We start from the raw sequence: 22,027 nt of genomic DNA on the forward strand, positions 1-22,027 counted from the left end.
TTTTTACACAGCCTCGACTCATTGACGACGTTCGGAAGGTCCGAAAAGGGGGCGGAGCTCACCGTCGGATCTCGTTCGACCCGGACGATCGCGCCGGATCTCCAGGGTGAACGCGGCTTAGGCCTCGGCGGTCGCCGTGCGATCCGTTGCGCCTTGGCAGTAGCGGTACGGCTTAACCATACCCATGATCGCGATGGTGGATCGCGTTGCGCAAGGCGATGAGCGCTGCCGACTCGCCGTGTTCGAAATACGGGAAGATCGCCTTGGAGACGTCGTAGAGGCTGTGGAACGCTTCCAGCTTGGCTTCGAAGGCGCGATCCAGGTTGTCGATCGCCTCCTCACGATCGACCTTGAACAGCCGCCCGAAGTCCATTTGCGCCTCGACGATCTGTCTCGCGGCCATCGGCGAGATCATTTCGGTGGTGTTCTTCCTGATGGCGGCCCGCCGCCTGCCGCGGATCGTTCCGCCGGAATAGCGCCGCCGTTCGAGGGGCGCCGTCGTTCGGAACGTCTGCGATAGCCGTAGAAGGCTCTGACAACAGTTTGTGTGCTGGGATTCATGTGGCATTTCACAAGTAACGCTGCTCGCGGATGTTTCTTGAGCTGCGAGAGTGGGACGCATCCTGGAAATGACCAGCCTGAATCTCGAAGAAATCGATGGCGTGCTTCCGGCCAATCAGGCCCGGAGCCGGGACGCGCAGGCCCGGCTGATGCGCGCCGGTGAACAGGTCTTTGCCAAACTCGGTTACGATGCGGCGAGGGTCAGCGATATCTCGTTGGCGGCTGGCTGCTCCATCGGCAGTTTCTATCGCCGTTTTCGCGACAAGGAGGCGCTGTTCCGCGCCCTGCAGACTCAGTTCGCGCTGCGCGGACGAGAGAATATCGGCCGCTTCTTTTCGTTGCCGGCTTGGAAGACGGCGCCGGTCTCAGAAGTGCTGCGGACTCTGGTGATGAACACGGCGCGCCAGATAGAACGGCATCCCGGGTTCTTTCGCGCGCTCTTCCAGCGTAGTCTTGAAGGGGTCGGGGCTCCCTATTTCGCCGCCCTGGCCGATGCTGATGTCCACGCAGCGCGCGGGCTCGCGGCCTTCCTTAAGTCACGGGACGCCGCGCCGCTCGGCGATGCGGAAGCCTTGTGCCACTTCGCTCTTCAATCGGTTGCGGCCGTCCTGATCCACAGGATGCTGCATGGCGGGTCACGGGGCCCCATCACCGACCCCGCCCTCATTGATCAGCTCACGAGGCTGATGATGAACTATCTGGAACTTCCCAAGGCGTCCTGACGGCCATCCTATTGGCGGGGTTCCGGGCTTCGCTGGTCAGTTCACGGCGCGGGCGCGGTCCGCCCAGTAGGGCTTTCGCAGGTCGCGCCGAAGGATTTTGCCGGAAGGGTTCCGCGGAATCACATCGATGAATTCAACGCTCTTGGGCGCCTTGTAGCCGGCGATATGAGCTCGGACCCGGGAGATTATCGCGGGACCATCAGCCGCGGCGCCGGGGCGCAGCACCACGATCGCCTTGACTGCCTCGCCCCACTTTTCGTCAGACACCCCGATCACGGCCACATCTGCTATATCCGGATCCTTGGCGAGCGCGTTCTCGACTTCGGCCGGATAGACGTTCTCGCCGCCCGACACGATCATCTCCTTCACTCGGTCATGGATGTGGAGATAGCCCTCCTCGTTGAAATATCCGGCATCGCCTGTGTGAAGCCAGCCATCGCGGATGGTCTCGGCGGTCGCCTTGGGGTCCTTCCAGTAGCCTGGAGTCAGCATATCGCCGCGTGTCACCACCTCGCCCACCTCCCGCGGGTCGCAAGTACTTCCGTCGGGACGCACCACTTTGACCTCAATGCCTGCAAGCGGGCGTCCGCAGGCGAGCAGGCGGCTGTCGTCCCGATGATCCTCGGGGGTCAACATGGTCAGGGGGCCGGACGTCTCGGTCATTCCGTAACCCTGGGCGAAATCGCAGCCGAAGACGTCCCGGGCCTTCTTCATCACGGTCTCGCTGATGGGCGACCCGCCGTAGACCATCAGCCGAAGCGCTGAAAAATCCCGCTCGGCGATTCCCGGAACTTCCAGGCACATCTGCACCATGGCTGGGGCCATGCCCCCTCGTGTGACGCGCTCGCTCTCGAAGAGCGCGACCACCTCGGACGGCACGAATTGTTGGGTCGTCAACAACCGGCTTCCGGTTTGAAGCGAGCGAAGGATTCCATTCAGACCGTTCACATGGAAGAACGGCGCCGGCGCGAAAATGGTGTCCTCCGGGCCGCTCTGGTTCCAGTCCAAGGTGTCCATGGCCGCGAATGAAGCGGCATAGCTGGCGTGGGTCAGCTGAACCCCCTTCGGCAGCCCGGTGGTCCCGCTGGTGTACATCTGCACAAAGATGTCAGACAGCGCGCCTCCAAGTTCGGGATCCTTTGCGGATTGCGAGTCACGCCACGACTCATATTCCTGTCCCGGGCCGATCAGGATCACCTGCCCTGGCTCTCTCAGCACTTCGGCGGCCTGGCCGGCCAGGTCGGCCAACTCGGCCTCCACGAACAGAACCTGGGCTTCGCCATGATCAAGGATGTAGCGCAGCTCCGAAGCGGCAAGACGCCAGTTGAGGGCAAGGAGCACGGCCCGCGCCTTCAGGGTTCCCCCTAGAATTTCGATAAAGGCGTTGGAGTTCTTCGACAGGATCGCCACACGGGCGTGCGGTCGACATCCCGCGGCGATCAGGCCCTGGGCCACGCGGCTCGCCCGATCGTCGAGTTCCCCGTAGGTGAGGTTCAGGCCATTGCACGTCGCCGCGACGCTTTCGGGTCGCTCCAGCGCCTGGGTGCGGATCACGTCAGAGAACAGTTGAGCTCGGGGCATTGCGTTTCTTCTTGCTTTTCGACGGTCACTGTCGATTATGCGAACCGAAATACGTATTCCGGTCAAGAGAATTCTGCTAGTTGGCCGCAAGGGCGGATTGGTCGATCCTTCGTGGCCGCCGGCTGAATTGGGGAGGAAATGGAAGTGTTGTGGCCGCACGGAATCCATCTGGTCGGGTCACTCACCCAGGCCCGCAACCGACGGGCGGCGGCCTGATGGCGAATCCCGCCGGATATGTCCTCTACGGATCTGGACCCAGTCTCTTCACTCGCAAACTAGAGACGGCGCTGAAGTACTACGCCCCGCCCTTCGAGTTCATGCTGAAGCGGGGCCGGCCGGACGGCCAGACGATGGAGGCCCGGGCGGGCACCCATCAGGTTCCCGTCCTTGCCACGCCCGAAGGCTGGATGATCGCAGACACTACACCGATCATGGACCTGCTCGATCATCGGTTTCCTGGCCGCGCGATGTTTCCGTCGGGCCCGCTGGGCGTCCTGACCCATCTGGCGGAGGAATACCTGGACGAGTGGACGGCGCGGGTGATGGTGCATTATCGCTGGCACTATCCCGACAGCGCCCGGTTCGTAGCCAACATCATCGCCGAGCCCGCTATGGCCGAAGCGATCCTGTCGTGGGGGCCGCGCGCCTGTCGCGCCACCGGAACCGAGACCGAGTTCCACCAGCAGGCGGCCGAAGCGGAATACGTCCGGCTGCTGGAGGCCGCTGACGAACAACTGACGAAAACCCGGTACCTGCTTGGGGATCGCCCGACGGCGGTGGACTGCATGGTCCTGGGCGGCTTCCGCGCCCACACGCTGCACGATCCTGATCCCGCAAATGTGGTCAAACGCTTCCCGCGCCTGGTGGCTTGGAATGAACGGGCGGACAGGTGGGATGGCGGCGGGGGACTGGCGCCTTTCCCGCAGTCCACCTCGTTCGCTCAACACCTCCTGGAGGGGATGGCCCAGCACTACGCGCCGTTTGTCCTGGCCAACGCCCAGGCCCTGGCCGACGGCCGCAAAGCCTTTGTCATCGACACCTATGGCGAACCGGCGAGCTACCTTGCCCGCGCCTATCCGGAGCAGTCGCGGAGGATGATCCAGGATCGAATACGGCATCGCCTGACGTCCGCCGAAGCGCAAGAGGTGGAAGCGTGGCTGAGACAGTCAGGGCTCGCGGAAGGCTTCAGCCCGACATCGGCTTTCGTGGCGACCTTGTGAACGCAACAGACACAGGCGCGGAATAACGCCAAACATCTGACAGGTCGCCAGGGCCTACGGTCCTTGTCCAGAACAGATATTCTGGTTTACATTTACAACCAAGAACGAGAACCGGGAGGCGGCACTGTTAGTGGCTTTGGACATCGGAGACGTTAAGGCTGCGGTAGACGCCCACCCCGGGTGGCCGGATGCGCCTTTCACGCTCTATGGCGCCTACGCGTCCCTCTACACCGGCAAGACCCGCAGCTACCTGCGAAAGAAGGGCGTGCCGTTCATCGAGCGGCTCCCCAGCCATCCGCAGTTCCGCCAGGAGGCCATCCCGGCCGCGCGGTCGAAGCGCATCCCGATGTTGCAGACGCCGGAAGGGTTTATCCTCCAGGACACCACCGTCATCTTCGAATATCTGGAGCGCCGATTCCCCGATCCGCCGGCCCTGCCCCCCGGACCCCGCCAAAGGCTCGCCGCCTACCTCGTCGACCTCTTCGCCAGCGAGGGGATGAAGGTGGCCTGGCACTACCGCTGGAACTTCAAGGAGCCGAACCTCCACTTCGTGAGGCGCGAGTTCGGGCGCAGCTTCAAGCCGAAGGGGACGGACGAGCTTCTCGACCATTACGGCGACGTCGTCGTCGCGCGCATGGACGGACATCGTGCGCGCCTTGGCATTACGCCCGACCTGTTCCCCGCGATGGAGGGAATCTACTTCGACCTCCTGGACACCCTCGAAGAGCACTTCACCAACCTGCCGTACCTGTTCGGCGGCCTGCCCAGCGTCGGCGATCATGGCCTGATGGCGCCACTGTTCGCGCACCTGGGCCGTGATCCGTGGCCCTTGCACGTGATGCAGCAGCGGGCGCCGAGGGTCTTCCGCTGGGTCGAACACATGAACACCCCCGAGATCCAGTCGCCGGAATTCTGGGACACGCCGATGTCCTATCTCCCAGATGACGAAGTTCCAGAAACGGTGATGCGGCTGATCCGGACATTCTGCGAGGACAACTCGGACGTGTTCCAGGCCACAGCCGGACTCTATCGGAAGTGGGTCGCCACGCGCATGGATTGGCCGGCCGGCTCGGTGATCTCCGCGTCCGATGAGGACCAGCCGAGCCTGGGCAATATCACCACGCCGCTGCGCGGCAAGACCATCACCGCGGGTTCGCCCGTCCATTCCCTATGGGTGCTGCAGCGGACATTGGACTGGCTGAACACCTTGTCACCCGATGATCGCCATGTGGCCGATGATCTGGCGGCCGCCTGCGGCGCCAGCGACCTGCTTTCGATCGAACTCCCCCGGCCGCTCACGCGGGTGGGCAACCGACTCGCCGTTGCATGAGGACCCTATGATCGACCTGCATTTCTGGCCCACGCCCAACGGATGGAAGATCACCATCATGCTGGAAGAGATCGGGCTGCCCTACCGGCTGGTCCCCGTCGACATCAGCGCCGGCGGGCAGGACCAGCCTGACTTTCGGATGCTGTCGCCGAACGGGCGGATGCCGGCCATCGTCGATCACGAGGGGCCGGATGGGGAGGCGATCTCGATCTTCGAGTCGGGCGCCATCCTTCAGTATCTGGGCGACAAGGCCGGCCAGTTCTATCCCCCTGAGCGGCGGTCCCGGACCCTGGTCGAACAGTGGCTGTTCTGGCAGTGCGCCGGCCTGGGGCCGATGGCCGGTCAGGCGGCGCATTTCCGCTACCGCGAGGAGCGGATCGACTACGCCCTGGACCGCTACGTGAACGAGACGCGACGCCTCTATGGCGTGCTCGACAAGCGATTGACCGAAGCCGAGTACATGGCTGGCGACTACTCCATCGCCGACATGGCCACTTGGCCCTGGACCCGCGGGTACAAGGGTCTTGGCATTGACCCGGCGGAGTTTCCCAATTTCTACCGCTGGTTCAAACAGGTCGGCGCTCGTCCGGCCGTGCAGACGGGCTCAGCCATTGGCAAGGACGACTTCGCTCAGCGCCAGCGCGAGATGATCAAACAGGAGGTCGAACGATGACCGGAGTCTATCGGATATTCGGCTCGCAGATGTCGCCCTACTCCATCAAGGTGCGAAGCTACTGCCGCTACAAACAGATCCCGCATGTCTGGATTGCGCGGGGGCCTGGCAATGACGAGGAATACCGCCGCTTCGCCAAGCTGCCCATCGTGCCAACCGTGGCCACGCCGGACGACCAGGGCATGCAGGATTCCACGCCGATCATCGAGGCGCTGGAGGCGAAGTTTCCGGTCCGGCCAGTGCATCCCGCGGACCCCGCGTTGGCGTTCATCTCGGTCCTGATCGAGGAATTCGGAGACGAGTGGGGCAACAAGCTGATGTTCCACCATCGTTGGTACGCCGCCGTCGACGCCGACGCCTCGGCCCAGACACTGGCGCGGCTGTCGCTGCCGACCGAAAACGAAGAGCAGGTGACCGGGCTGACGGCGATGATCCGCGCGCGAATGACCGGCCGCGGCCATTTTGTGGGGTCCAGCGACGCGACCGCGCCGTTGATCCGCGCCTATCTTGAGGAACTCCTGGACCTGCTTGAGACCCATCTTGCGGACCGGAAATATCTGTTCGGCGGCCGGCCCGCTTTCGGCGATTTCGGCCTGGCGGCGCAACTTTACGAAGCCTCGATCGACCCGACGGTGGGCAGCATTATCCGGGGCCGGGCGCCGACCGTGCTGGACTGGTGCTATCGGATGATCGAGCCGCGCGACGATGGCCCGTTTGAGACCTGGGAGAGTCTCAAGCCCACCCTGTCACCGATCCTGGCCTACATCGGCCGCTACTTCCTGCCCTGGACCGACGCCAACGCGCGCGCGCTGGCGGAGGGGGCGGCAGAGTTCTCTGTGGACCTGGCGGGTCGCCCCTACGTGCAGCCGCCGCAGAAGTACCACGCCAAGTCGCTGACGGCGCTGCGGGCCAAACGCGCTGCGGTCAATGACCCGGGATTGGCCGCGGTCCTGGCCGAGGCCGGCTGCGACCGCTGGCTGCGGACAACGAACTGACGACGGACCGAGGGGAAAAGCGATGGCCTACGAATTCTGCAAAGTGGAGCGCGAGGGGCGGGTCACGATCATCACGCTCAATCGGCCCGAGGTGATGAACGCGCTGCACCTGGAGGCCAATGTCGAATTGGCCCAGGTGTTCGACGGTTTCGCCGCTGATCCCGATCAGTGGGTAGGCATTGTCACCGGCGCCGGTGACCGGGCCTTTTCGGCCGGCAACGACCTGAAGGCGACCGCGGCGCGCGGCCGCTCGACGATGCCGACCCGCGGCTTCGGCGGGCTGACCAGTCGCGCCGATCTGGACAAGCCGTTGATCGCGGCGGTGAACGGCATAGCCATGGGCGGTGGGTTCGAGATCGCCTTGGCGTGCGATATCATTGTCGCCGCTGAGAACGCCGTTTTTGCCCTGCCGGAGCCGCGGGTCGGGCTGGCTGCCCTGGCCGGCGGCGTCCATCGGCTGCCCCGCGAGATCGGGACGAAGCGGGCGCTGGGGATGATCCTCACGGGACGTCGCGTCTCCGCCGCAGAGGGGGAACGGCTGGGCTTTGTCACCGAAGTCGTCCCCGCCGGCGAGGCGCTCAGCGCGGCCCGGCGCTGGGCCGCCCAGATCCTGGAAGCCAGCCCGATGTCGGTGCGCGCGTCGAAACAGGCCGTATATCGGGGCCTGGCCGAAGACGACGTGTTCGCGGCCTTGGCGAACCAGAACAGCTACCCGGCTGTCGCCGCTATGGCGAGCAGCGAGGACATCAAGGAGGGGCCGCTGGCCTTCGCCGAAAAGCGCCCGCCGCAATGGAAGGGCCGCTAGCGATGTCCGACGTCGCTAGACTGACATGTGTGGCCGACATCAGTCGCCTACACGGGCGCGAGCGACCAGACGCGGTGGCCATCGACTTTCGGGAGCGCATGACCACCTACGGCGAGCTCGACGGGCGGGCGAGCCAGGTGGCCAATGGCCTTCTCGCCTTGGAGCAACGACCCGGCGCGCGGGTGGGCTACATCGGCAAGAACCTGGATCTTTTCTGGGACGTCGTGCTGGGAAGCTTCAAGTCACGCACCGTAATCGTTGGAGTGAACTGGCGCCTGGCCCCGCCCGAGATGATGTTCGTCGTCGACGACGCCGAATGCGAGGTGCTGTTCGTCGGGCGGGACTTCTATTCCATCGTCCGCAAGATCCTGCCCGACCTGCCGCGGGTGAAGCAGGTGATCGCCATGGATGGCGACCATCCGGAATGGCCCGACTTCGGGTCGTGGCGGGACGCTCAGCCGAAGACAGATCCGATGCTTCCGTCCAAGCCCGACGATGATGTGCTGCAGGTCTACACCTCGGGCACTACCGGCCTGCCGAAGGGCGTCTGCCTGTCCAACGCCAACTATCTGTCGGCCTTCCTGAACCGGCCGACCGACGTGCCGTCATATGGCCGCGACGACGTGGTGCTCGTGGCGATGCCGTTCTTTCATGTGGCCGGGATAAACATGGGCGTGATCTCTCTGGCCCACGGCGCGCGGGCGATCATGTTGCAGGAGCCCGATGCGCGCGAGATTCTGCGGCTGATACCGCTGAAGGGCGTCACACAGAGTATGGCGGTTCCAGCGGTGATCCTGGCGATCATCCAGCTGCCTGAAGCCCAGGCAGCCGACTTCTCGAGTCTTAGGAGTTGGACATACGGTGGATCGCCGATCCCTGAGGACGTGCTCTCGCAGGCCACGAAGATATTGGGCTGCGACTTCGTGCAGAATTACGGCATGACCGAATCCACCAGCGCGATCACCTATCTCCCGCCTGCCGACCACGACCCTGCGCGAGGCAAGCTGCGATCTTGCGGCCTTCCTATGCCTGGCCGCGAGGTGAGGGTGGTAGACGACACGGGCGCCAGCGTTCCAACGGGCCAAGTCGGCGAGATTGTCGTGCGCTCAGCGTGCGTTATGCGAGGCTATTGGAAGCGGCCTGAGGCCACGGCCGAGGCGGTGGATACGGAGGGTTGGCTCCACACCGGCGATGCCGGCTACGCCGACGCCGATGGTTACCTCTACATCTATGACCGGGTGAAGGAGATGATCGTTTCGGGCGGCGAGAATATCTACCCGGCAGAGGTGGAGAACGCGATCGCCGGTCACCCCGCCGTTCAGGACGTCGCCGTCATCGGTGTGCCGGACGTGAAATGGGGCGAGGCGGTCAAGGCGATCATTGCGAGTAAGTCCGGCGCCAGCGTCGATCCGGCCGAGATCATCGGCTTCGCCCGCGAGCGGATCGCCGGCTACAAGCTGCCGAAGTCGGTGGATTTCGTCGAGACGATCCCGCGTAACGCCTCTGGCAAAATCCTGCGCCGCGACCTGCGTCGGCCCTATTGGGAAGGCCGCGAACGCCAGGTGAACTAGGAATTGACGGCTTGAAGCGGTCTCCACTTCAAGCCGTCACGGGTTAGTCGAACAACACCTCGCAGCCTGTTCCGGCCAGGGACGCGTCGGCCCGCCTGCGGTCGGCAGGCGCGAGGGCGGCATATTCCTCACGTAGCCACATCAGACATTTGGCCTGGTAGGTGAACGGCTGTTGCACCCACGTCTGGCCGTCGATCTCGGTGACCAGTTCCGCGGCGCCCGCCTGCACTGCTTTGGCGTTGGCCAGGAGCAGGGGCGCATAGACCCGGCCCACTTCCTTGAGGATTGCGGTCAAGGTGGACGGCAGGGCGGCGATGTCGAACCAGTCGGCGTCGGTGGGCTCGAGGCCCGTCAGATCCTCCGCAGCGCTCGTCCAGGCGAAGACGCGGGGCGCCTTGACGGCCGTGATGGCCATCGGCGTCGGGTCGAACAGAGCGAGCTGGGTGAGTTGGCCCATGCAGCCGAAATCCCCGGCGCCAGGGCGTTCGCCGAGCAGGAACCTGTGCTCGCTCAGGTGCGCTTCCATGGCCTCCAGGAAACGTACGTAACTGGCCTCGATCAGCCCCCAGGTGGTCTTGTTCGAGCCGACATAACGCAGGCGCGGGATCTGCCGCCCGGAGATAGTCTTGCCGGCCTCTTTCAGCGCCGCGTCGGGCGTGCGTCCGCGGGACCAGGCCGGCAGGACGGCTGCCGCGCGGGCGATGTCATCGGGATAGTGCCAGCGATAGTGGAACATCGCCTTGGTCAGCCACTCGTCGCCGTAGTCTTCCAGCAGCGCGTCCAGCAGGGCCAGGGCCGGGTCGGCCGGGCGCACCGAGCGCCCGGAGAACATCCCCTCCAGGCGCCGGATGATCGGGGTGGAATCGGTCACCGCCTGCAATTGGCCTTCGGCATCGGGGAAGTAGAAGGTGGGCAGCAGACCCACCTTGGCCCGCGGCAGGCCCTCGACCTCGTGCGAGGCCAGGATCAAACGGTATGCGATCCGCCGGTAGCGGAGCACCGCCAGCATCTTGCGGGTGTAAGGCGAGCCCGGCACCCCATTCAACGTCACCAGATCCTGTGCGCCAGTCATCCCAACTCCCTTGGATTCTTGTCTGTAGATTCAATTAGAACCGAAACGTGGGTTCACAAATTCACACTCGAACGTCTGAGTCAAACGGAATCTTTATTCGCATTGCGGATCTCCGACGCGCCTCGGAATTCCGGCGACGTCGTTCCAGCAGGGTGTTTCGCGATGCGCGATTGACAGCGAAGGCGGGTAGCGTATCGTAAACCGGAATCATTATTCGCTTATGCCGTGATCGCGGCGGGGAGAGCGTAAAATATGGGGGACCGCCTATTCCTAAGGACAGGGAGATCCCCTCGCTTAGGGCGGCCTCTCTCCTTTTTGCAGGTCTCCGGGCCCCGACACGAGTGAGATGCGTATGGACTTGAATATCGCGATGCGCCCTTCGCGGGAGCAAATGGCCGCGTTGTTGGCGTCGCCCGAAGCCGGGCCGGTTGTCATGATCAACTGCTGCGCTTCCGCGACCGCGCCGTTTACGCCGACGGGCGTCCCACCGAGCTCACGGGCCTTGAGGCCTTCATGATCTATTCGGGGATGATGAAGGGCATTGTTGAAGGCTTCGGCGGCCGCTTCCTGGTGTCGGTTCTGGCGGAGCGCCTTGTCATCGGCGAGGGCGAGGTTCCGTGGCATCGGATCGCCCTGGTGGAATATCCGTCCCGTGCGGTGTTCGCAGAGGTCTCGAAGGACCCGGCAATGCATGCTGCAGCTGTACATCGCCAGGCGGGGCTCGAGGGGCAGTTGCTGATCGCCTCGACGCTGCAGGACGACCACCGCTAGAGATACGGTCGGACACGTACGGGGGCCGGAGACTCCGGCCGCACCTAACGCGCCGCAAGGCTCTGCTGACCCAGGCGCCACTTGAGCTGGTCAAACCGATCCTGACCGAAAAGCGGTTCGCGGTTGAGCGCGAGCATCGGCACGCCGTAGTGGCGTCCTGGCCGGCCAGCAGAGCGAGCAGCGCCTTCACCTTCTGCGGTTGGGTGTCGGCGGGGCTTTGGCGTTCGGTGGGATCGTTGCTGAGATCGTAGAGCCAGGCCTTCTTGCAGGCCTTGCAGCTCTGCAGCTTCCAGTCTCCGTCGATCGCGCTCTCGTACTGTCCGGAACGCCAGAGCAGCGTCTGGTGGGCGCGGCCCGCTTCCTTGCCGGTGGCGTAGGGGTGGAGATTCACGCCGTCGATCACCCGGTCGCTGGGCGAGGGGGCAGGGCCTGGAACGGATGCGCGTAGGCGTAACTCGCGCCGATTGCGAGCTGAGCCAAGATGACTCCGAGGCCGCCGAACCAGTACCTCTTCTTCATCGCGTCCTTCCTCTAGGACGAGCCTGCGGGATCCGGCAGGCCCAAGATGCGCTTCGCGATTATGTTGTTCTGAACCTCATGCGAGCCGCCGGCGATTGAGCCGGACTTGCCAAGCAGCCAGGTGCGAACCGATGCCAACTCGCTCGGCGCAAACGCCTCGCCACTCCAACCCAGACCCTGGTGGCCCAGCACCTCAATGGTGAGCTCCGCTCGGGTCTGGGCCACACGTGAGCCGGCGTTTTTCAGGATCGAGGAGACGGTGGATGGGTCACTGTTGGAACGGCTCTCGGCCTCGCCGCGGGCCCGGGTGAGCTCAAAGGCGCGCGCGTCCATCAGGTGCTCTGTGAGCCGACGCCGCAGATCGGTATCGGTGAGGCGTCCATCGCTGTCGACGCCCACCGTATCGCGGGCGAGGTCGCCCAGACGCAGCGTCGATGGCACGCCCAGCGGGCTCGCCCCACCGCTGGTGGCCTGGCGCTCATGCTGCAGGAGCCGTTTGGCGATCGCCCAACCCCCGTTCAACCGCCCGACCAGATTGGCCTTGGGGACTTCTACCTCCGTGAAGAAGGTCTCGCAGAAATGCGCGTCGCCGCTGATCAGCCGGATCGGCCGAACCTCGACCCCTGGCGAGCGCATATCGACCAACAGGAAACTGATCCCGTCGTGTTTCTTGGCGGTCTTTTCGGTGCGCACCAAACAGAAGCACCAGTCGGCGTACTGAGCGCCCGTCGTCCATATTTTCTGACCGGTCACGAGGTAGTGGTCCCCACAGTCCTCGGCGGCCATGCGCAGAGAGGCTAGGTCGGATCCGGCGCCCGGCTCGCTGAAACCCTGACACCAGCGGATCTCATTGCGCGCGATCGGTGGAATGTGCTGTTGGAGCTGTTCCTCGCTCCCGAACTCTAGCAGCGTCGGTCCGAACATCATCACGCCCAGCCCGCCGATCGGATTGCGCGCATCTATCCGCGCCATCTCCTCGTTCAGAACGCGGACCTCGACGGAGCTTAGTCCGCCGCCGCCGTAGCGCTTCGGCCAGGCCGGGACCCCCCAGCCCGTCGCTCCGAAGCACGCTCGCCAGGTTCTTACGTCATCGGGGATTTCAGCCCCGTCAACCATGGCTTCTGAAACGCGGTGCGGATGTGCCCGAAGGGTCGGTGGCAGGTTCGCTTCCAGCCAGGCGCGGACTTGGTCGCGAAAGCGTTCCGACTCCTCGACGCTCGATTCAGGCATGTCTGGAAAATCCTTCCGTGCGCCCGGATGTCGTCGCCGGGTTGCGAAATGCGACATGGGCCTCGGCCCGCGCTAATAGCTTTATGAACCAGAATTCATGTTCCGCAAGAGATTGTTCCTCGGCACCCGACTTGCGAGGGAGGAATCCTTGCCGGCCGAACGAGCGCGAAGGGAGATCCGAGGATTGACTCAGCCCGGAAATTCGCCCTCATGAATAGGAATGATAATTCCGGAAAGAGTAAGCATGGGCCAGCCTGACATCTCCTACGGCGCCAAGCTCCGCCAGATGGCTGAGGTCCAGCCTGACGCGCTAGCCGTCAGTTGCGGACCGAACACGCTCACCTATCAACAGCTTCATAGGCGTTCGAATCGGCTGGCCCGCGGCCTTGCGACCTATGGCGTGAAGTCTGGCGACCTAGTCACCCTGGGCCTGCCCAACGACATCGGGTTCGTCGAAGCGTGCTGGGCGATCTGGAAGCTTGGCGCGACGCCGCAGCCAGTGTCATTCCGACTGCCGAAGGGGGAACTGGAGGCGATCATCGCGCTAGCGGCGCCCCCAGTCGTGATCGCCGAGGCCCAGCACGCGATTGACCGCCCCATCCTGACCATCGCCGATATCGCCGCGCGTTCGCATGATGAGTCGGATCTGGAGGATCGTGTCGCGCCCGTGAACCGTGCGCTGACATCGGGCGGCTCCACCGGACGGCCAAAGCTGATCCTGTCGGGTCGGGCCGGGTTGGCCCCGGCGGCGATGGACCCCGTCAGCTTCTGGCGCATGCGTCCCGGCGAAGTGTCCCTGGTGCCCGCGCCGCTCTATCACACCAGCGGCTTCGCAATGATGGTCGACGCTCTGACCATCGGCGCGCACCTGGTGATCATGCCCCGGTTCGATCCGGAAGCGACGCTGGCCGAAATCGCCGCCCGCGGCGCCGCCTGGGCCTATTTGGTGCCCACCATGATGGGCCGAATCTGGCGACTCCCAGAGGCGGTGCGTGGCAGCTACGACGTGTCGAGGGTCAAGACAATCTGGCACCTATCGGCGCCTTGCCCGCAATGGTTGAAGGAAGCCTTCATCCACTGGTTCGGTCCGGACGCGGTGATGGAACGCTATGGCGGGGCTGAGTCCCAGGCGATCGCCGAGATCACTGGCGCCGAATGGCTGGCGCACCGCGGATCGGTGGGCCGGGTCATCATGGGCGAGATGAGGGTGTTCGACGAGGCCGGTCAGCCTGCGCTTGTTGGCCAGACCGGCGAGATTTACCTGCGCCGACCCCAGGGCGCGCCACCGACCTATAGCTACGTCGGCGCTGAGGCGCGGAGGCTGCCTGACGGCTGGGAAAGCCTTGGCGACATGGGCTGGTTCGACGGGGACGGGTTCCTTTACCTCGCCGACCGGCGGACCGACATGGTTCTGGTTGGCGGCGCCAATGTGTATCCCGCAGAGATCGAAGCGGCGCTGGAAGAGCACCCTGCCGTACAGTCCTGCGCCGTGGTGGGCCTGCCGGATGAGGACCTCGGCAATCAGGTCCACGCCATCGTCCAGACGCGACACGAGGTCTCGGCCGAGGACCTGAAGGCGTTCCTGGCGGACCGGTTGGTCACATACAAGCGGCCCAGGTCCTACGAGTTCGTCGACCATCCCTTGCGCGACGACGCCGGCAAGATGCGCCGCACGGCCCTGCGCGACGAACGCATCGCTCGAATGAAGACCGCCAGCCCGGCGGCTTAGTTACCCTTCGCCCTTCAACACCCCGACCCAGGACCGACGCATGAAGACCCGCATCACCGAACTCTTCGGCATCAAGCATCCGATCATCCAGGGGGGCATGCACTTCGTCGGCCTGGCCGAGATGGCGGCGGCGGTGTCCAACGCGGGCGGCCTGGGGATCATCACCGGCCTGACCCAGCGCACCCCGGACCTGCTGGCCGCGGAGATCGCCAGGTGCCGGACGATGACCGACAAGCCGTTCGGCGTGAACCTGACCTTCCTGCCCTCGGTCACGCCGCCCGACTATCCTGGTTATGTAAAGGCGATCATCGACTCAGGCGTGAAGGCCGTGGAGACCGCCGGCAACAACCCGGCGAAGTGGTTGCCGGCGCTCAAGGACGCGGGGATCAAGGTGATCCACAAATGCACCTCGGTGCGTCACTCGCTGAAGGCCGAGTCCATCGGCTGTGACGCGGTCAGCGTCGACGGCTTTGAGTGCGGCGGCCACCCGGGCGAAGACGACGTGCCCAACTTCATCCTGCTGCCCCGGGCCGCCGAGGAGCTGAAGATCCCCTTCGTGGCTTCGGGCGGCGTGGCCAACGGCCGCCAGCTGGCCGCCGCCCTGGCGCTGGGCGCCGACGGCATCAACATGGGCACCCGCTTCATGGCGACCAAGGAAGCCCCGATCCATGAGAACGTGAAGCAGGCCATCGTGGCGGCCACCGAACTGGACACCCGCCTGGTCATGCGGCCCCTTCGCAACACCGAGCGCGTGCTCACCAACCCCGCCGTCGAGCGGTTGCTGGTTAAGGAGCGCGAGCTGGGCGCCAAGATGAAATTCGAGGACATCATCGCCGAGGTGGCGGGGGTCTATCCCAAGGTCATGCAGGACGGCGACATGGACGCCGGCGCCTGGTCCTGCGGCATGGTGGTGGGCCTGATCCACGACATCCCCACCTGCCAGCAGTTGGTCGACACCATCATGGCCGACGCCGAAGGGTTGATCCGCCAGCGGCTCGCCGGTCTGGTTGCCGCGTAAACGCCGATGAACGCTCCGGTCCTCGACGAGCTCCAGGCCTTCCGCGCCGCGGCACGGACGTGGCTGACGACCCATTTCGTCCCATCCTTGAAGGGCAAGAGTGGCTGGTCGCTGCACGAGGCGCCCGGCGAACCCGAGCCCGATGTGGTGGCCTGGACGCGTGCGATGGGGGAGCGGGGGTGGGGGACTCCGACCTGGCCGAAGGCCTATGGCGGCGGCGGTCTCACGGCGGCGGAAGCCCGGGTGCTGCAACAGGAGATGGACCGCATCGGGGCCTGGAACCCCATCGGCGGCCTGGGCAAGGATCTGTTTGGTCCGACGCTGCTGGAATATGGCTCCGTGGCCCAGAAGCAAGAGCACCTGCCGCCGCTGGCGCGCCAGGAGGTGAACTGGTGCCAGGGGTTTTCCGAGCCCGGCTCCGGGTCGGACCTGGCCTCCCTGCAGACCCGCGCCATCGACATGGGCGACCATTTCCTGGTGAACGGCCAGAAGGTGTGGACGTCGGGGGGGCAGTGGGCGGACATGTGCTTCTGCCTGGTGCGGACTGACACCAGCCGCAAGCACGAAGGCATCTCCTTCGTACTGATCGACATGCGCGATCCCGGGGTCGAGGTTCGGCCGATCCGGCTGATCGCGGGGGAGTCTCCCTTCTGCGAAACCTTCTTCACCGACGTGAAGGTGCCCAAGGCGAACCTTGTGGGGCCGTTGAACGGCGGCTGGACCATCGCCAAAAGGCTCCTGCAGTATGAGCGATCGGGGGACAGTTCCGCCGCGCTGGGCGGCGGCGTGTTCGGGATCAACGGCTCCCCTGCGGAACTGGCCGTGACCCGCATCGGCCGGGACGGGGAGGGTCGTATCGACGACCTCGACCTGCGCGGCCGCATCGTCCGCCACGAGATGGACCATCGCGCCTTCCAGCTGACGATGCAGCGGATGATGGCCGAGGCCCGATCCAATCAGGGGCCTTCGGCGGCCACCTCGATCCTCAAGAACGCCGGAACCCGGATCGGTCAGGATCGGGCCGAACTGATGGTCGAGATCCTGGGCGTTCAGGGCCTGGGCTGGGCCGGCGACGGCTTTGATGAGGCAGAGTTGGCAAAGGTCCGCGGTTGGCTGGCCGGCAAGGCCACCACCATCTTCGGCGGCTCGTTCGAAGTGCAGAACAACATTGTCTCCAAGCGCATCCTCGGCCTGCCCGACGCATGATGGCCGAAGCGACGAAAAAGCGTCCCGGTTAGGATCTCGCATGCTCAGAATTCCGCGACGGTACAGCCATACCGTCTATGGCGTCCTCCAGTCCGGTTTCACCTGTGCAGTGGCGGCGGCGATTGCGAGCCTCCCGCTTCTGTCAGCGGCCTCCTTCATATCGCACTGGCTGCAATCCTGGGCTTTCGCTTGGCTGACGATGTTGCCAATCGTGCTCCTTGCCGCGCCCTTCATGCGAAAGCTGACGGACCTTTTGCTGCGGGACGAGCCTGCCTAGTAGATCGAGGGTCATCGTGGGCGCCGTCGGATAGATTCACCGCGGCCGCACAATAGCCGCAATGGCGTTGCGACAGGGCGGCCGCCCCCCACCGACGGTCACCGCGATGACGCGGAAGCTAGATCATGCGCAGTGGGTCGCCTAGTCCGCCCGCTATGGGTGCTGTCAGGCAAACCCTGAGTCGTCTCCAGATATGGCCGCGTGGCCAGGATGGAGCGGGCCGTGAAGCCGATTTCGTACAAGCGCCACCGGTTCTCAGCCGATGTGATCCGGCACGCGGTCTGGCTCTACTTTCAGTTCACGCTGAGCTTTCGGGACGTCGAGGAACTGCTGGCCCAGCGGGGCATCGAGGTCAGTTCTGAGACGGTTCGGCGCTGGACGCTGAAGTTCGGCCCGCAGATCGCCGCGAACTTGCGAAGGCGCCGGTGTTCGCCAACAGACCGGTGGCATCTGGATGACGAGGGCGAGTGCTCGACATGCTGGTCCAGGAACGACGGAACAAACGCGCCGCACTGAAGCTGCTGAGGAAGCTGCTCAAAAACCAGGGTGTCCACCTCGAAACCATCACCCCGGTCAAACTGGCGTCCTATGGCGCTGTGGTCCGCGAGCTCGGTCTAACAGGGTGTCATCGGCCTGGCGGAATGCGTGAGAATAACCGAGGCGGAGAACGCACACTTGGCAATCCAACGACGGGAACAAAAGCAGCAGAGGTTCAAATCCCAGGGATCAGCCCAGAGGTTTCTCTCCACCCACGCCCCCAACTACAACACCTTCAATCTACAACCCCACCTGATCCGCCGACCGACCCTTAGCCAGTTCCGGGCCGCGGACCATCGGTCGTGGGACGCTGCGACCGCCGCTGCGTGATTTTGGAGGCGGGGAGGGGTTTCCGCCGCTTGGCGGAGTTGACCTGTCAGTTCCCCCGGCGGTGCTGGACGACGCGGCCTTCGGCGCCGCGACACACGGTGAGGCGATACGCGTGAGGCCACTTCAACTCCAGTGGGTCGCCGCTGCGTATGTCTTCTTTGGGGCGGGACTCCAACCACCACTCGCAGCGCATCTGGGACCCCTGGGCGTGCACCATCGGAACAGGATCAAACGGTATTGTGCTACCGTGCGAGTTGCACAGTTTCTTACACAGTCGCTTGCAGTGGTGAAAATAATATATAAATATCAGATAGATATGGAAGGCGTATGCGACTCCGAGCCGGGGGACGCTGCGCGTGGCCGGAAAATCTATGTCGCGAGAAATCTGGTATCGGTCCCCCAACGCTTGCGCAGGGAGTGGCACTGACAGCCAGTAGGCGATCGCGCTGCCTGCGAGCTTGGGCGACACATGGTCGGTGAAATGTCGATAGACGTCGAGATCGTGGGGCTCGATCCTTACGGACGGCGGCGCAGGCTCTCCGGCATGGTCGGAAACCGGACGCTCGGTCCGCGACATGAGTGGTGTGAGAAGCGCCTCGAGGTGGTGCTTGAGCGCTTGCGCCTCTTCGATTGCCGTCGTGCGGCTATCGGGCGGCAGGTGGCCGATCAAATGCAACAGATCGCCAAAACGACGAAATTGGGATTCGGCCTCGGCGCGTACAGCCGACCCGCCCAGAAATTCGATAATCTCGAAAAATTCGACATGGGGGGCAGCCCCAGAGCCGCTTTCCCAGCGCTCGGCATAGAAACGGTAGGGCGTGGCGGACAGGAGGAGGATCGGCGGCGGCGTCCCGCCATCTGTTCCCGCCAGCAGTTGACGCGCCAGGGGATTATCGGCGCCTGCATTGAGCAGTTCGCGATAGCATTGGAACTCGTCGAAAATTACGAGATCGGGCGGGGCGGAATCCAGAGCGGCTTGAGCGAGCGCCTTGCGCATCCGGCCCAAGCTCTGACCGTGTTTGCTCGTATCGATCGCGTGCAGAATATTTTCGCGGGCCGGCTTGCCAAATTCCGCGCGCAACGCTCGGCCATAGGCCACCTTGAAGAGGGCGGAGACATTGTCGAACTTGCCCTGAGCCTCCTCGCACGCCCATCGCCAGCCGGACGTTGCGCCATATTCGATATAGCCTTCAGGAAAGGCGGCGGTCAGGCCGGGGTATAGTTCGTCCAACAGGAGCTTGATGAACGCGCGCTCGACTGCCTTTCCGCCGTAGAGGCGCTGCGAGCTGGAGAATGATGTGGTCGGTGTAAAGGCATAAAGCCGCAGCTTTCCCTTGCGCTTTTCCTCGAATGGAATGAGACCGACGCGGTCGATGATGGAGAGTGCGTCCTTGGCTTCGTCCTTCTCGAGGAAGCGCAGCAGTTCGACCTTGTTCTGGTCCGCGACTTTGAGCCCGCTCGTAATATAATAGACGGTAAACTTGCGCGCTTTGCTCGCCAGCGCCGCAAGCGTGTCTCGGGCGACGACGGTTTTCCCGAGGCCGACTTCGTCCGCGACAAGGAACCGGCGCAGTGGGTTGCCTCCCGACAGGGCGACAGTTGCAGCCTTGACCGTCGCGGCCTGGAAGGGTTTCGATCTTGCGCTCATGAGGCAAGCCGGGAGCGCGCGATGGCCCAAATCTGAGCGAGTTCGTTCAAGTCAGCTCTCTCCGCTTCGCTCAGATTCTCGCCGTGGGCGAGAAGCGCATCCACATAGGGCGCAAAATGGCGATCGACCCGGCCGAAGGCTTTTCGGTCGCGTGCCCAAGCGGTGAGAATATCCTCCAATGTGAGGCGGTCATAACCCAGGCTTTGGGGGCGGTTGCCCCGCGATCCGACATCTTCATCCCATGCACCGCCACCGACTGGAAGCGTGTCGCCGCCGAGCATCGCACGCATCCAGTCATGAAACGCGCGAAGTCCCATGTGGCTGGCCAGCGCGGCTAGATCCCGCTGCTCTTCGAGAGGCGGATCGACGATGACGCGCTGCATCCATCGTAAAGCGCCGTCTGGGCCGCTTATCCGGACCTGAATGAAGGCAGACTGGAGTGACAAGGGGATCGATCCAAGACCGAGGCTGAAGGCATCGGTCGGCCAAGGGAGCAGGTCGCCATTTGCAGATCCGGCGTGCAGCACATGGTCGGGGTACGCGAGCGAAGGAACCGCCCGCGCGTCGAGAGAGAAGCATTCTCCGTCGCGGCGCAGAACCGGGTCCCAGGAGGCCATGAGCACCTTGCGCGACTCTTCCAGAGCATCGGCTGCACTTGTGCTGCGCAGGTCCGTGGCGGCGACTTCCTCTATGGTGACAGGCGTCGCTTTACCGACCAGGAACGCCAGGCCGGAAGCGAACGCTTCGCCCGCCTCAAGTTCGACCATGATTTCCGAGTTGCGCCCCGACCACGCCCTTTCGGTCGCATTGGCGCTTCCGACCCTCAAGATGGTCTTCTCGCCCGAGTGGAAGCAGAAGATCTTCGCATGGAGCGCGAGGGGCGCCGGCTCCACATCATCTTCGGCCACAGGTTCGGTGCCGGGCAGAGCGAGCGTGGACTCGTCAGCAAGCACGTCCGGCGCCGCATAGGCCAGGATTTTCGAGAAACCCGTCAGCGAGGTTCTGGACCGGCTGGCTATTTCGGCAAGGGCCGGCATCGACGAAATCAGCGTCCTGGAACCAGCCGCCCCCCAGTTGCCCGCCTTTTTCAGAAAGTCGGGCGACAGGAACGGGCTGATGATCGTTATGCCATCGACCGCGCCGGATGGCGGCTCCGCTGGCAAGGGAACACCTTCATCCAGCCCATTGAGGAGGCCGCGTAGGCGAAAACCGTCTGGCGCATCCCACCAGATCGCCTCGAGTTGCTCCGAGATGTCATCGGCATCCTCGCGCGATGCGCAGCGTGCGAGAGTGCTCCCGAGAGCACCGACGCCAGGGAGCCGAACCCGCCCCTTCGCGCGCTTTTCGCTGCCGTCCAGCAAAACGCCGGCGTCGAGATCCTGTGATCGCGTGAGGTTCCGGCTGCCAATCCAGAGCTTCCAGCGGGTTTCCCCTTTGGGGCAGTTATAAGCAACCAAAGCAATCTTCGGATGCCAGCTACGCTCGTATTCATCGTAGGGTCGCTCAACGATGAACTGATCGAGGATGCCCGCGATCCGGGGGAGAGCGACCGGGCGCGCGATCCGCCCGCGCTGGATGATGATCTTGACGTGATCGCGCAGCCTGTCGATCGCTTCGGCAAAATCGACGGCCGTTCCACTGCCCTTGTCATTGTTACGACCGATCAGGGCGAGCAACGCCGCGGCGACCGCAGACAGGTCGACCGAGTAGGTCGCGAACAACGCGAGCTTGACCGTCTCCAATCGCCCGGGCCGCAGTTCGTCGAGGTAGGGTTGGCCGTGCCAAGCTTGCCGATCGCTCATGCGACAGCTTCCAGATCACGCAGGAGCCGTTTCACGTTCCCCCAGCGATAATGGAGCGGCTCGGCGCGACCATGGCGCTCGCCTTGCCATTCCATGCGCCGATCGACGCCGAACTGGTTGCTGGCGAGACGCGCGCGATCATCCTTCCTGCTGACCTCCGCCCGCGCATACACGTCGAGCAGCGGCATCGGATCCTTGCTATTTGCCCGAACCCAGGCCGAAGTTTCTTGCAACACGCCCTCAACCGCAGGCGGGAGGTGCCCGATTTCGGCGAGAAACAGGTCCATATCCAGCCGGGCGGCAATCCCTCCCCATTGCTCGACTGCGTCTTTCAGCGCGGCGCGGTGCAAATTTGGCTGTGGTCGCTTGTCGCGTGTTTCCTTGAGTGTCTCGACCTGAGCCGCATAAATTGTCCGTCGTCGAATAATTT

18 protein-coding genes and 2 pseudogenes are annotated in these 22,027 nt (G+C 64.1%); 13 read left to right on the top strand and 7 right to left on the bottom strand.

Annotation, left to right across the window (positions count from 1 at the left end; translation table 11 throughout):
* Nucleotides 1-172 precede the first annotated feature (172 nt).
* Nucleotides 173-415, bottom strand: a complete 243-nt coding sequence (locus ACERNI_RS16550) for a hypothetical protein (protein ID WP_448834347.1) — start codon at nucleotides 413-415, stop codon at nucleotides 173-175.
* A 196-nt stretch (nucleotides 416-611) separates the two neighbouring features.
* On the opposite strand from ACERNI_RS16550, the gene ACERNI_RS16555 reads away from it, so the two are divergent.
* Nucleotides 612-1,283, top strand: a complete 672-nt coding sequence (locus tag ACERNI_RS16555) for a TetR/AcrR family transcriptional regulator (protein WP_448834348.1) — start codon at nucleotides 612-614, stop codon at nucleotides 1,281-1,283.
* A 36-nt stretch (nucleotides 1,284-1,319) separates the two neighbouring features.
* On the opposite strand, the gene ACERNI_RS16560 is transcribed toward ACERNI_RS16555, so the two are convergent.
* Entirely contained in the window at nucleotides 1,320-2,864 is a 1,545-nt protein-coding gene (locus ACERNI_RS16560; protein WP_448834349.1) for a long-chain-fatty-acid--CoA ligase, read from the bottom strand.
* A gap of 215 nt (nucleotides 2,865-3,079) precedes the next feature.
* Between ACERNI_RS16560 and ACERNI_RS16565 the strand changes: the two genes are divergently transcribed.
* From ACERNI_RS16565 to ACERNI_RS16590, 6 genes are all read left to right on the top strand, one after another.
* Nucleotides 3,080-4,084, top strand: coding sequence for a glutathione S-transferase family protein (locus tag ACERNI_RS16565; protein WP_448834350.1), 1,005 nt, complete (start codon nucleotides 3,080-3,082; stop codon nucleotides 4,082-4,084).
* A 130-nt stretch (nucleotides 4,085-4,214) separates the two neighbouring features.
* Entirely contained in the window at nucleotides 4,215-5,414 is a 1,200-nt protein-coding gene (locus ACERNI_RS16570) for a glutathione S-transferase N-terminal domain-containing protein (RefSeq protein ID WP_448834351.1), read from the top strand.
* 7 nt (nucleotides 5,415-5,421) lie between these two features.
* The gene (locus tag ACERNI_RS16575) at nucleotides 5,422-6,087 is read left to right on the top strand and encodes a glutathione S-transferase N-terminal domain-containing protein (protein ID WP_448834352.1); all 666 of its coding nucleotides are present in this window, start codon (nucleotides 5,422-5,424) and stop codon (nucleotides 6,085-6,087) included.
* Nucleotides 6,084-7,082: a glutathione S-transferase family protein gene (locus ACERNI_RS16580; protein WP_448834353.1), complete on the top strand. Its 999-nt coding sequence runs from the start codon at nucleotides 6,084-6,086 to the stop codon at nucleotides 7,080-7,082. Before ACERNI_RS16575 ends, ACERNI_RS16580 begins: the two co-directional genes overlap by 4 nt.
* A 22-nt stretch (nucleotides 7,083-7,104) precedes the next feature.
* Complete coding sequence (locus ACERNI_RS16585; protein WP_448834354.1) at nucleotides 7,105-7,887, top strand: enoyl-CoA hydratase-related protein; 783 nt, start codon at nucleotides 7,105-7,107, stop codon at nucleotides 7,885-7,887.
* 2 nt (nucleotides 7,888-7,889) lie between these two features.
* Nucleotides 7,890-9,458 (top strand): long-chain-fatty-acid--CoA ligase, encoded by a 1,569-nt coding sequence (locus tag ACERNI_RS16590; protein WP_448834355.1) that lies wholly within the window; start codon nucleotides 7,890-7,892, stop codon nucleotides 9,456-9,458.
* 43 nt (nucleotides 9,459-9,501) lie between these two features.
* Here the strand turns inward: ACERNI_RS16590 and ACERNI_RS16595 are convergent, their stop codons facing one another.
* Nucleotides 9,502-10,530, bottom strand: a complete 1,029-nt coding sequence (locus tag ACERNI_RS16595) for a glutathione S-transferase N-terminal domain-containing protein (RefSeq protein WP_448834356.1) — start codon at nucleotides 10,528-10,530, stop codon at nucleotides 9,502-9,504.
* Between the two features lie 444 nt (nucleotides 10,531-10,974).
* On the opposite strand from ACERNI_RS16595, the gene ACERNI_RS16600 reads away from it, so the two are divergent.
* The gene (locus tag ACERNI_RS16600) at nucleotides 10,975-11,301 is read left to right on the top strand and encodes a DUF1330 domain-containing protein (RefSeq protein ID WP_448834364.1); all 327 of its coding nucleotides are present in this window, start codon (nucleotides 10,975-10,977) and stop codon (nucleotides 11,299-11,301) included.
* A 531-nt stretch (nucleotides 11,302-11,832) separates the two neighbouring features.
* On the opposite strand, the gene ACERNI_RS16605 is transcribed toward ACERNI_RS16600, so the two are convergent.
* Nucleotides 11,833-13,050, bottom strand: a complete 1,218-nt coding sequence (locus ACERNI_RS16605) for an acyl-CoA dehydrogenase family protein (protein ID WP_448834357.1) — start codon at nucleotides 13,048-13,050, stop codon at nucleotides 11,833-11,835.
* Nucleotides 13,051-13,294: 244 nt separating this feature from the next.
* Here ACERNI_RS16605 and ACERNI_RS16610 point away from each other — a divergent pair, with 244 nt between their 5' ends.
* From ACERNI_RS16610 to ACERNI_RS16630, 5 genes and pseudogenes are all read left to right on the top strand, one after another.
* Nucleotides 13,295-14,779: an AMP-binding protein gene (locus tag ACERNI_RS16610; RefSeq protein ID WP_448834358.1), complete on the top strand. Its 1,485-nt coding sequence runs from the start codon at nucleotides 13,295-13,297 to the stop codon at nucleotides 14,777-14,779.
* Nucleotides 14,780-14,819: 40 nt separating this feature from the next.
* Nucleotides 14,820-15,797 carry an NAD(P)H-dependent flavin oxidoreductase gene (locus tag ACERNI_RS16615; RefSeq protein ID WP_448834359.1) on the top strand — a complete coding sequence of 326 codons (978 nt, stop codon included), beginning with the start codon at nucleotides 14,820-14,822 and terminating at the stop codon, nucleotides 15,795-15,797.
* Between the two features lie 6 nt (nucleotides 15,798-15,803).
* Complete coding sequence (locus tag ACERNI_RS16620; RefSeq protein WP_448834360.1) at nucleotides 15,804-17,003, top strand: acyl-CoA dehydrogenase family protein; 1,200 nt, start codon at nucleotides 15,804-15,806, stop codon at nucleotides 17,001-17,003.
* 40 nt (nucleotides 17,004-17,043) lie between these two features.
* A complete protein-coding gene (locus ACERNI_RS16625) occupies nucleotides 17,044-17,280 on the top strand; it encodes a DUF2798 domain-containing protein (RefSeq protein WP_448834361.1) in 237 nt (78 codons plus the stop codon).
* A 222-nt stretch (nucleotides 17,281-17,502) separates the two neighbouring features.
* Nucleotides 17,503-18,147 (top strand): annotated as a pseudogene (locus ACERNI_RS16630) (IS6 family transposase).
* Between the two features lie 46 nt (nucleotides 18,148-18,193).
* Here ACERNI_RS16630 and ACERNI_RS16635 read toward each other — a convergent pair.
* The 3 genes and pseudogenes from ACERNI_RS16635 to ACERNI_RS16645 form a co-directional block, all read right to left on the bottom strand.
* Nucleotides 18,194-19,795 carry a hypothetical protein gene (locus tag ACERNI_RS16635; RefSeq protein ID WP_448834362.1) on the bottom strand — a complete coding sequence of 534 codons (1,602 nt, stop codon included), beginning with the start codon at nucleotides 19,793-19,795 and terminating at the stop codon, nucleotides 18,194-18,196.
* The gene (locus tag ACERNI_RS16640; RefSeq protein ID WP_448834363.1) at nucleotides 19,792-21,597 is read right to left on the bottom strand and encodes a phospholipase D family protein; all 1,806 of its coding nucleotides are present in this window, start codon (nucleotides 21,595-21,597) and stop codon (nucleotides 19,792-19,794) included. Before ACERNI_RS16640 ends, ACERNI_RS16635 begins: the two co-directional genes overlap by 4 nt.
* Nucleotides 21,594-22,027: pseudogene (locus ACERNI_RS16645) on the bottom strand (DUF6361 family protein); the annotation flags it as partial. The gene ACERNI_RS16640 and the pseudogene ACERNI_RS16645, both read right to left, overlap by 4 nt.

This window comes from Camelimonas sp. ID_303_24, assembly GCF_053543495.1.

Bases quoted from the DNA above. Each gene is read 5' to 3' on its own strand.
- ACERNI_RS16625 (WP_448834361.1), top strand. From the start codon at position 17,044: ATGCTCAGAATTCCGCGACGGTACAGCCATACCGTCTATGGCGTCCTC.
- ACERNI_RS16575 (WP_448834352.1), top strand. From the start codon at position 5,422: ATGATCGACCTGCATTTCTGGCCCACGCCCAACGGATGGAAGATCACC.
- ACERNI_RS16640 (WP_448834363.1), bottom strand. From the start codon at position 21,597: ATGAGCGATCGGCAAGCTTGGCACGGCCAACCCTACCTCGACGAACTG.
- ACERNI_RS16550 (WP_448834347.1), bottom strand. From the start codon at position 415: ATGATCTCGCCGATGGCCGCGAGACAGATCGTCGAGGCGCAAATGGAC.
- ACERNI_RS16580 (WP_448834353.1), top strand. From the start codon at position 6,084: ATGACCGGAGTCTATCGGATATTCGGCTCGCAGATGTCGCCCTACTCC.
- ACERNI_RS16605 (WP_448834357.1), bottom strand. From the start codon at position 13,050: ATGCCTGAATCGAGCGTCGAGGAGTCGGAACGCTTTCGCGACCAAGTC.
- ACERNI_RS16560 (WP_448834349.1), bottom strand. From the start codon at position 2,864: ATGCCCCGAGCTCAACTGTTCTCTGACGTGATCCGCACCCAGGCGCTG.
- ACERNI_RS16585 (WP_448834354.1), top strand. From the start codon at position 7,105: ATGGCCTACGAATTCTGCAAAGTGGAGCGCGAGGGGCGGGTCACGATC.
- ACERNI_RS16635 (WP_448834362.1), bottom strand. From the start codon at position 19,795: ATGAGCGCAAGATCGAAACCCTTCCAGGCCGCGACGGTCAAGGCTGCA.
- ACERNI_RS16595 (WP_448834356.1), bottom strand. From the start codon at position 10,530: ATGACTGGCGCACAGGATCTGGTGACGTTGAATGGGGTGCCGGGCTCG.
- ACERNI_RS16620 (WP_448834360.1), top strand. From the start codon at position 15,804: ATGAACGCTCCGGTCCTCGACGAGCTCCAGGCCTTCCGCGCCGCGGCA.
- ACERNI_RS16565 (WP_448834350.1), top strand. From the start codon at position 3,080: ATGGCGAATCCCGCCGGATATGTCCTCTACGGATCTGGACCCAGTCTC.
- ACERNI_RS16610 (WP_448834358.1), top strand. From the start codon at position 13,295: ATGGGCCAGCCTGACATCTCCTACGGCGCCAAGCTCCGCCAGATGGCT.
- ACERNI_RS16590 (WP_448834355.1), top strand. From the start codon at position 7,890: ATGTCCGACGTCGCTAGACTGACATGTGTGGCCGACATCAGTCGCCTA.
- ACERNI_RS16615 (WP_448834359.1), top strand. From the start codon at position 14,820: ATGAAGACCCGCATCACCGAACTCTTCGGCATCAAGCATCCGATCATC.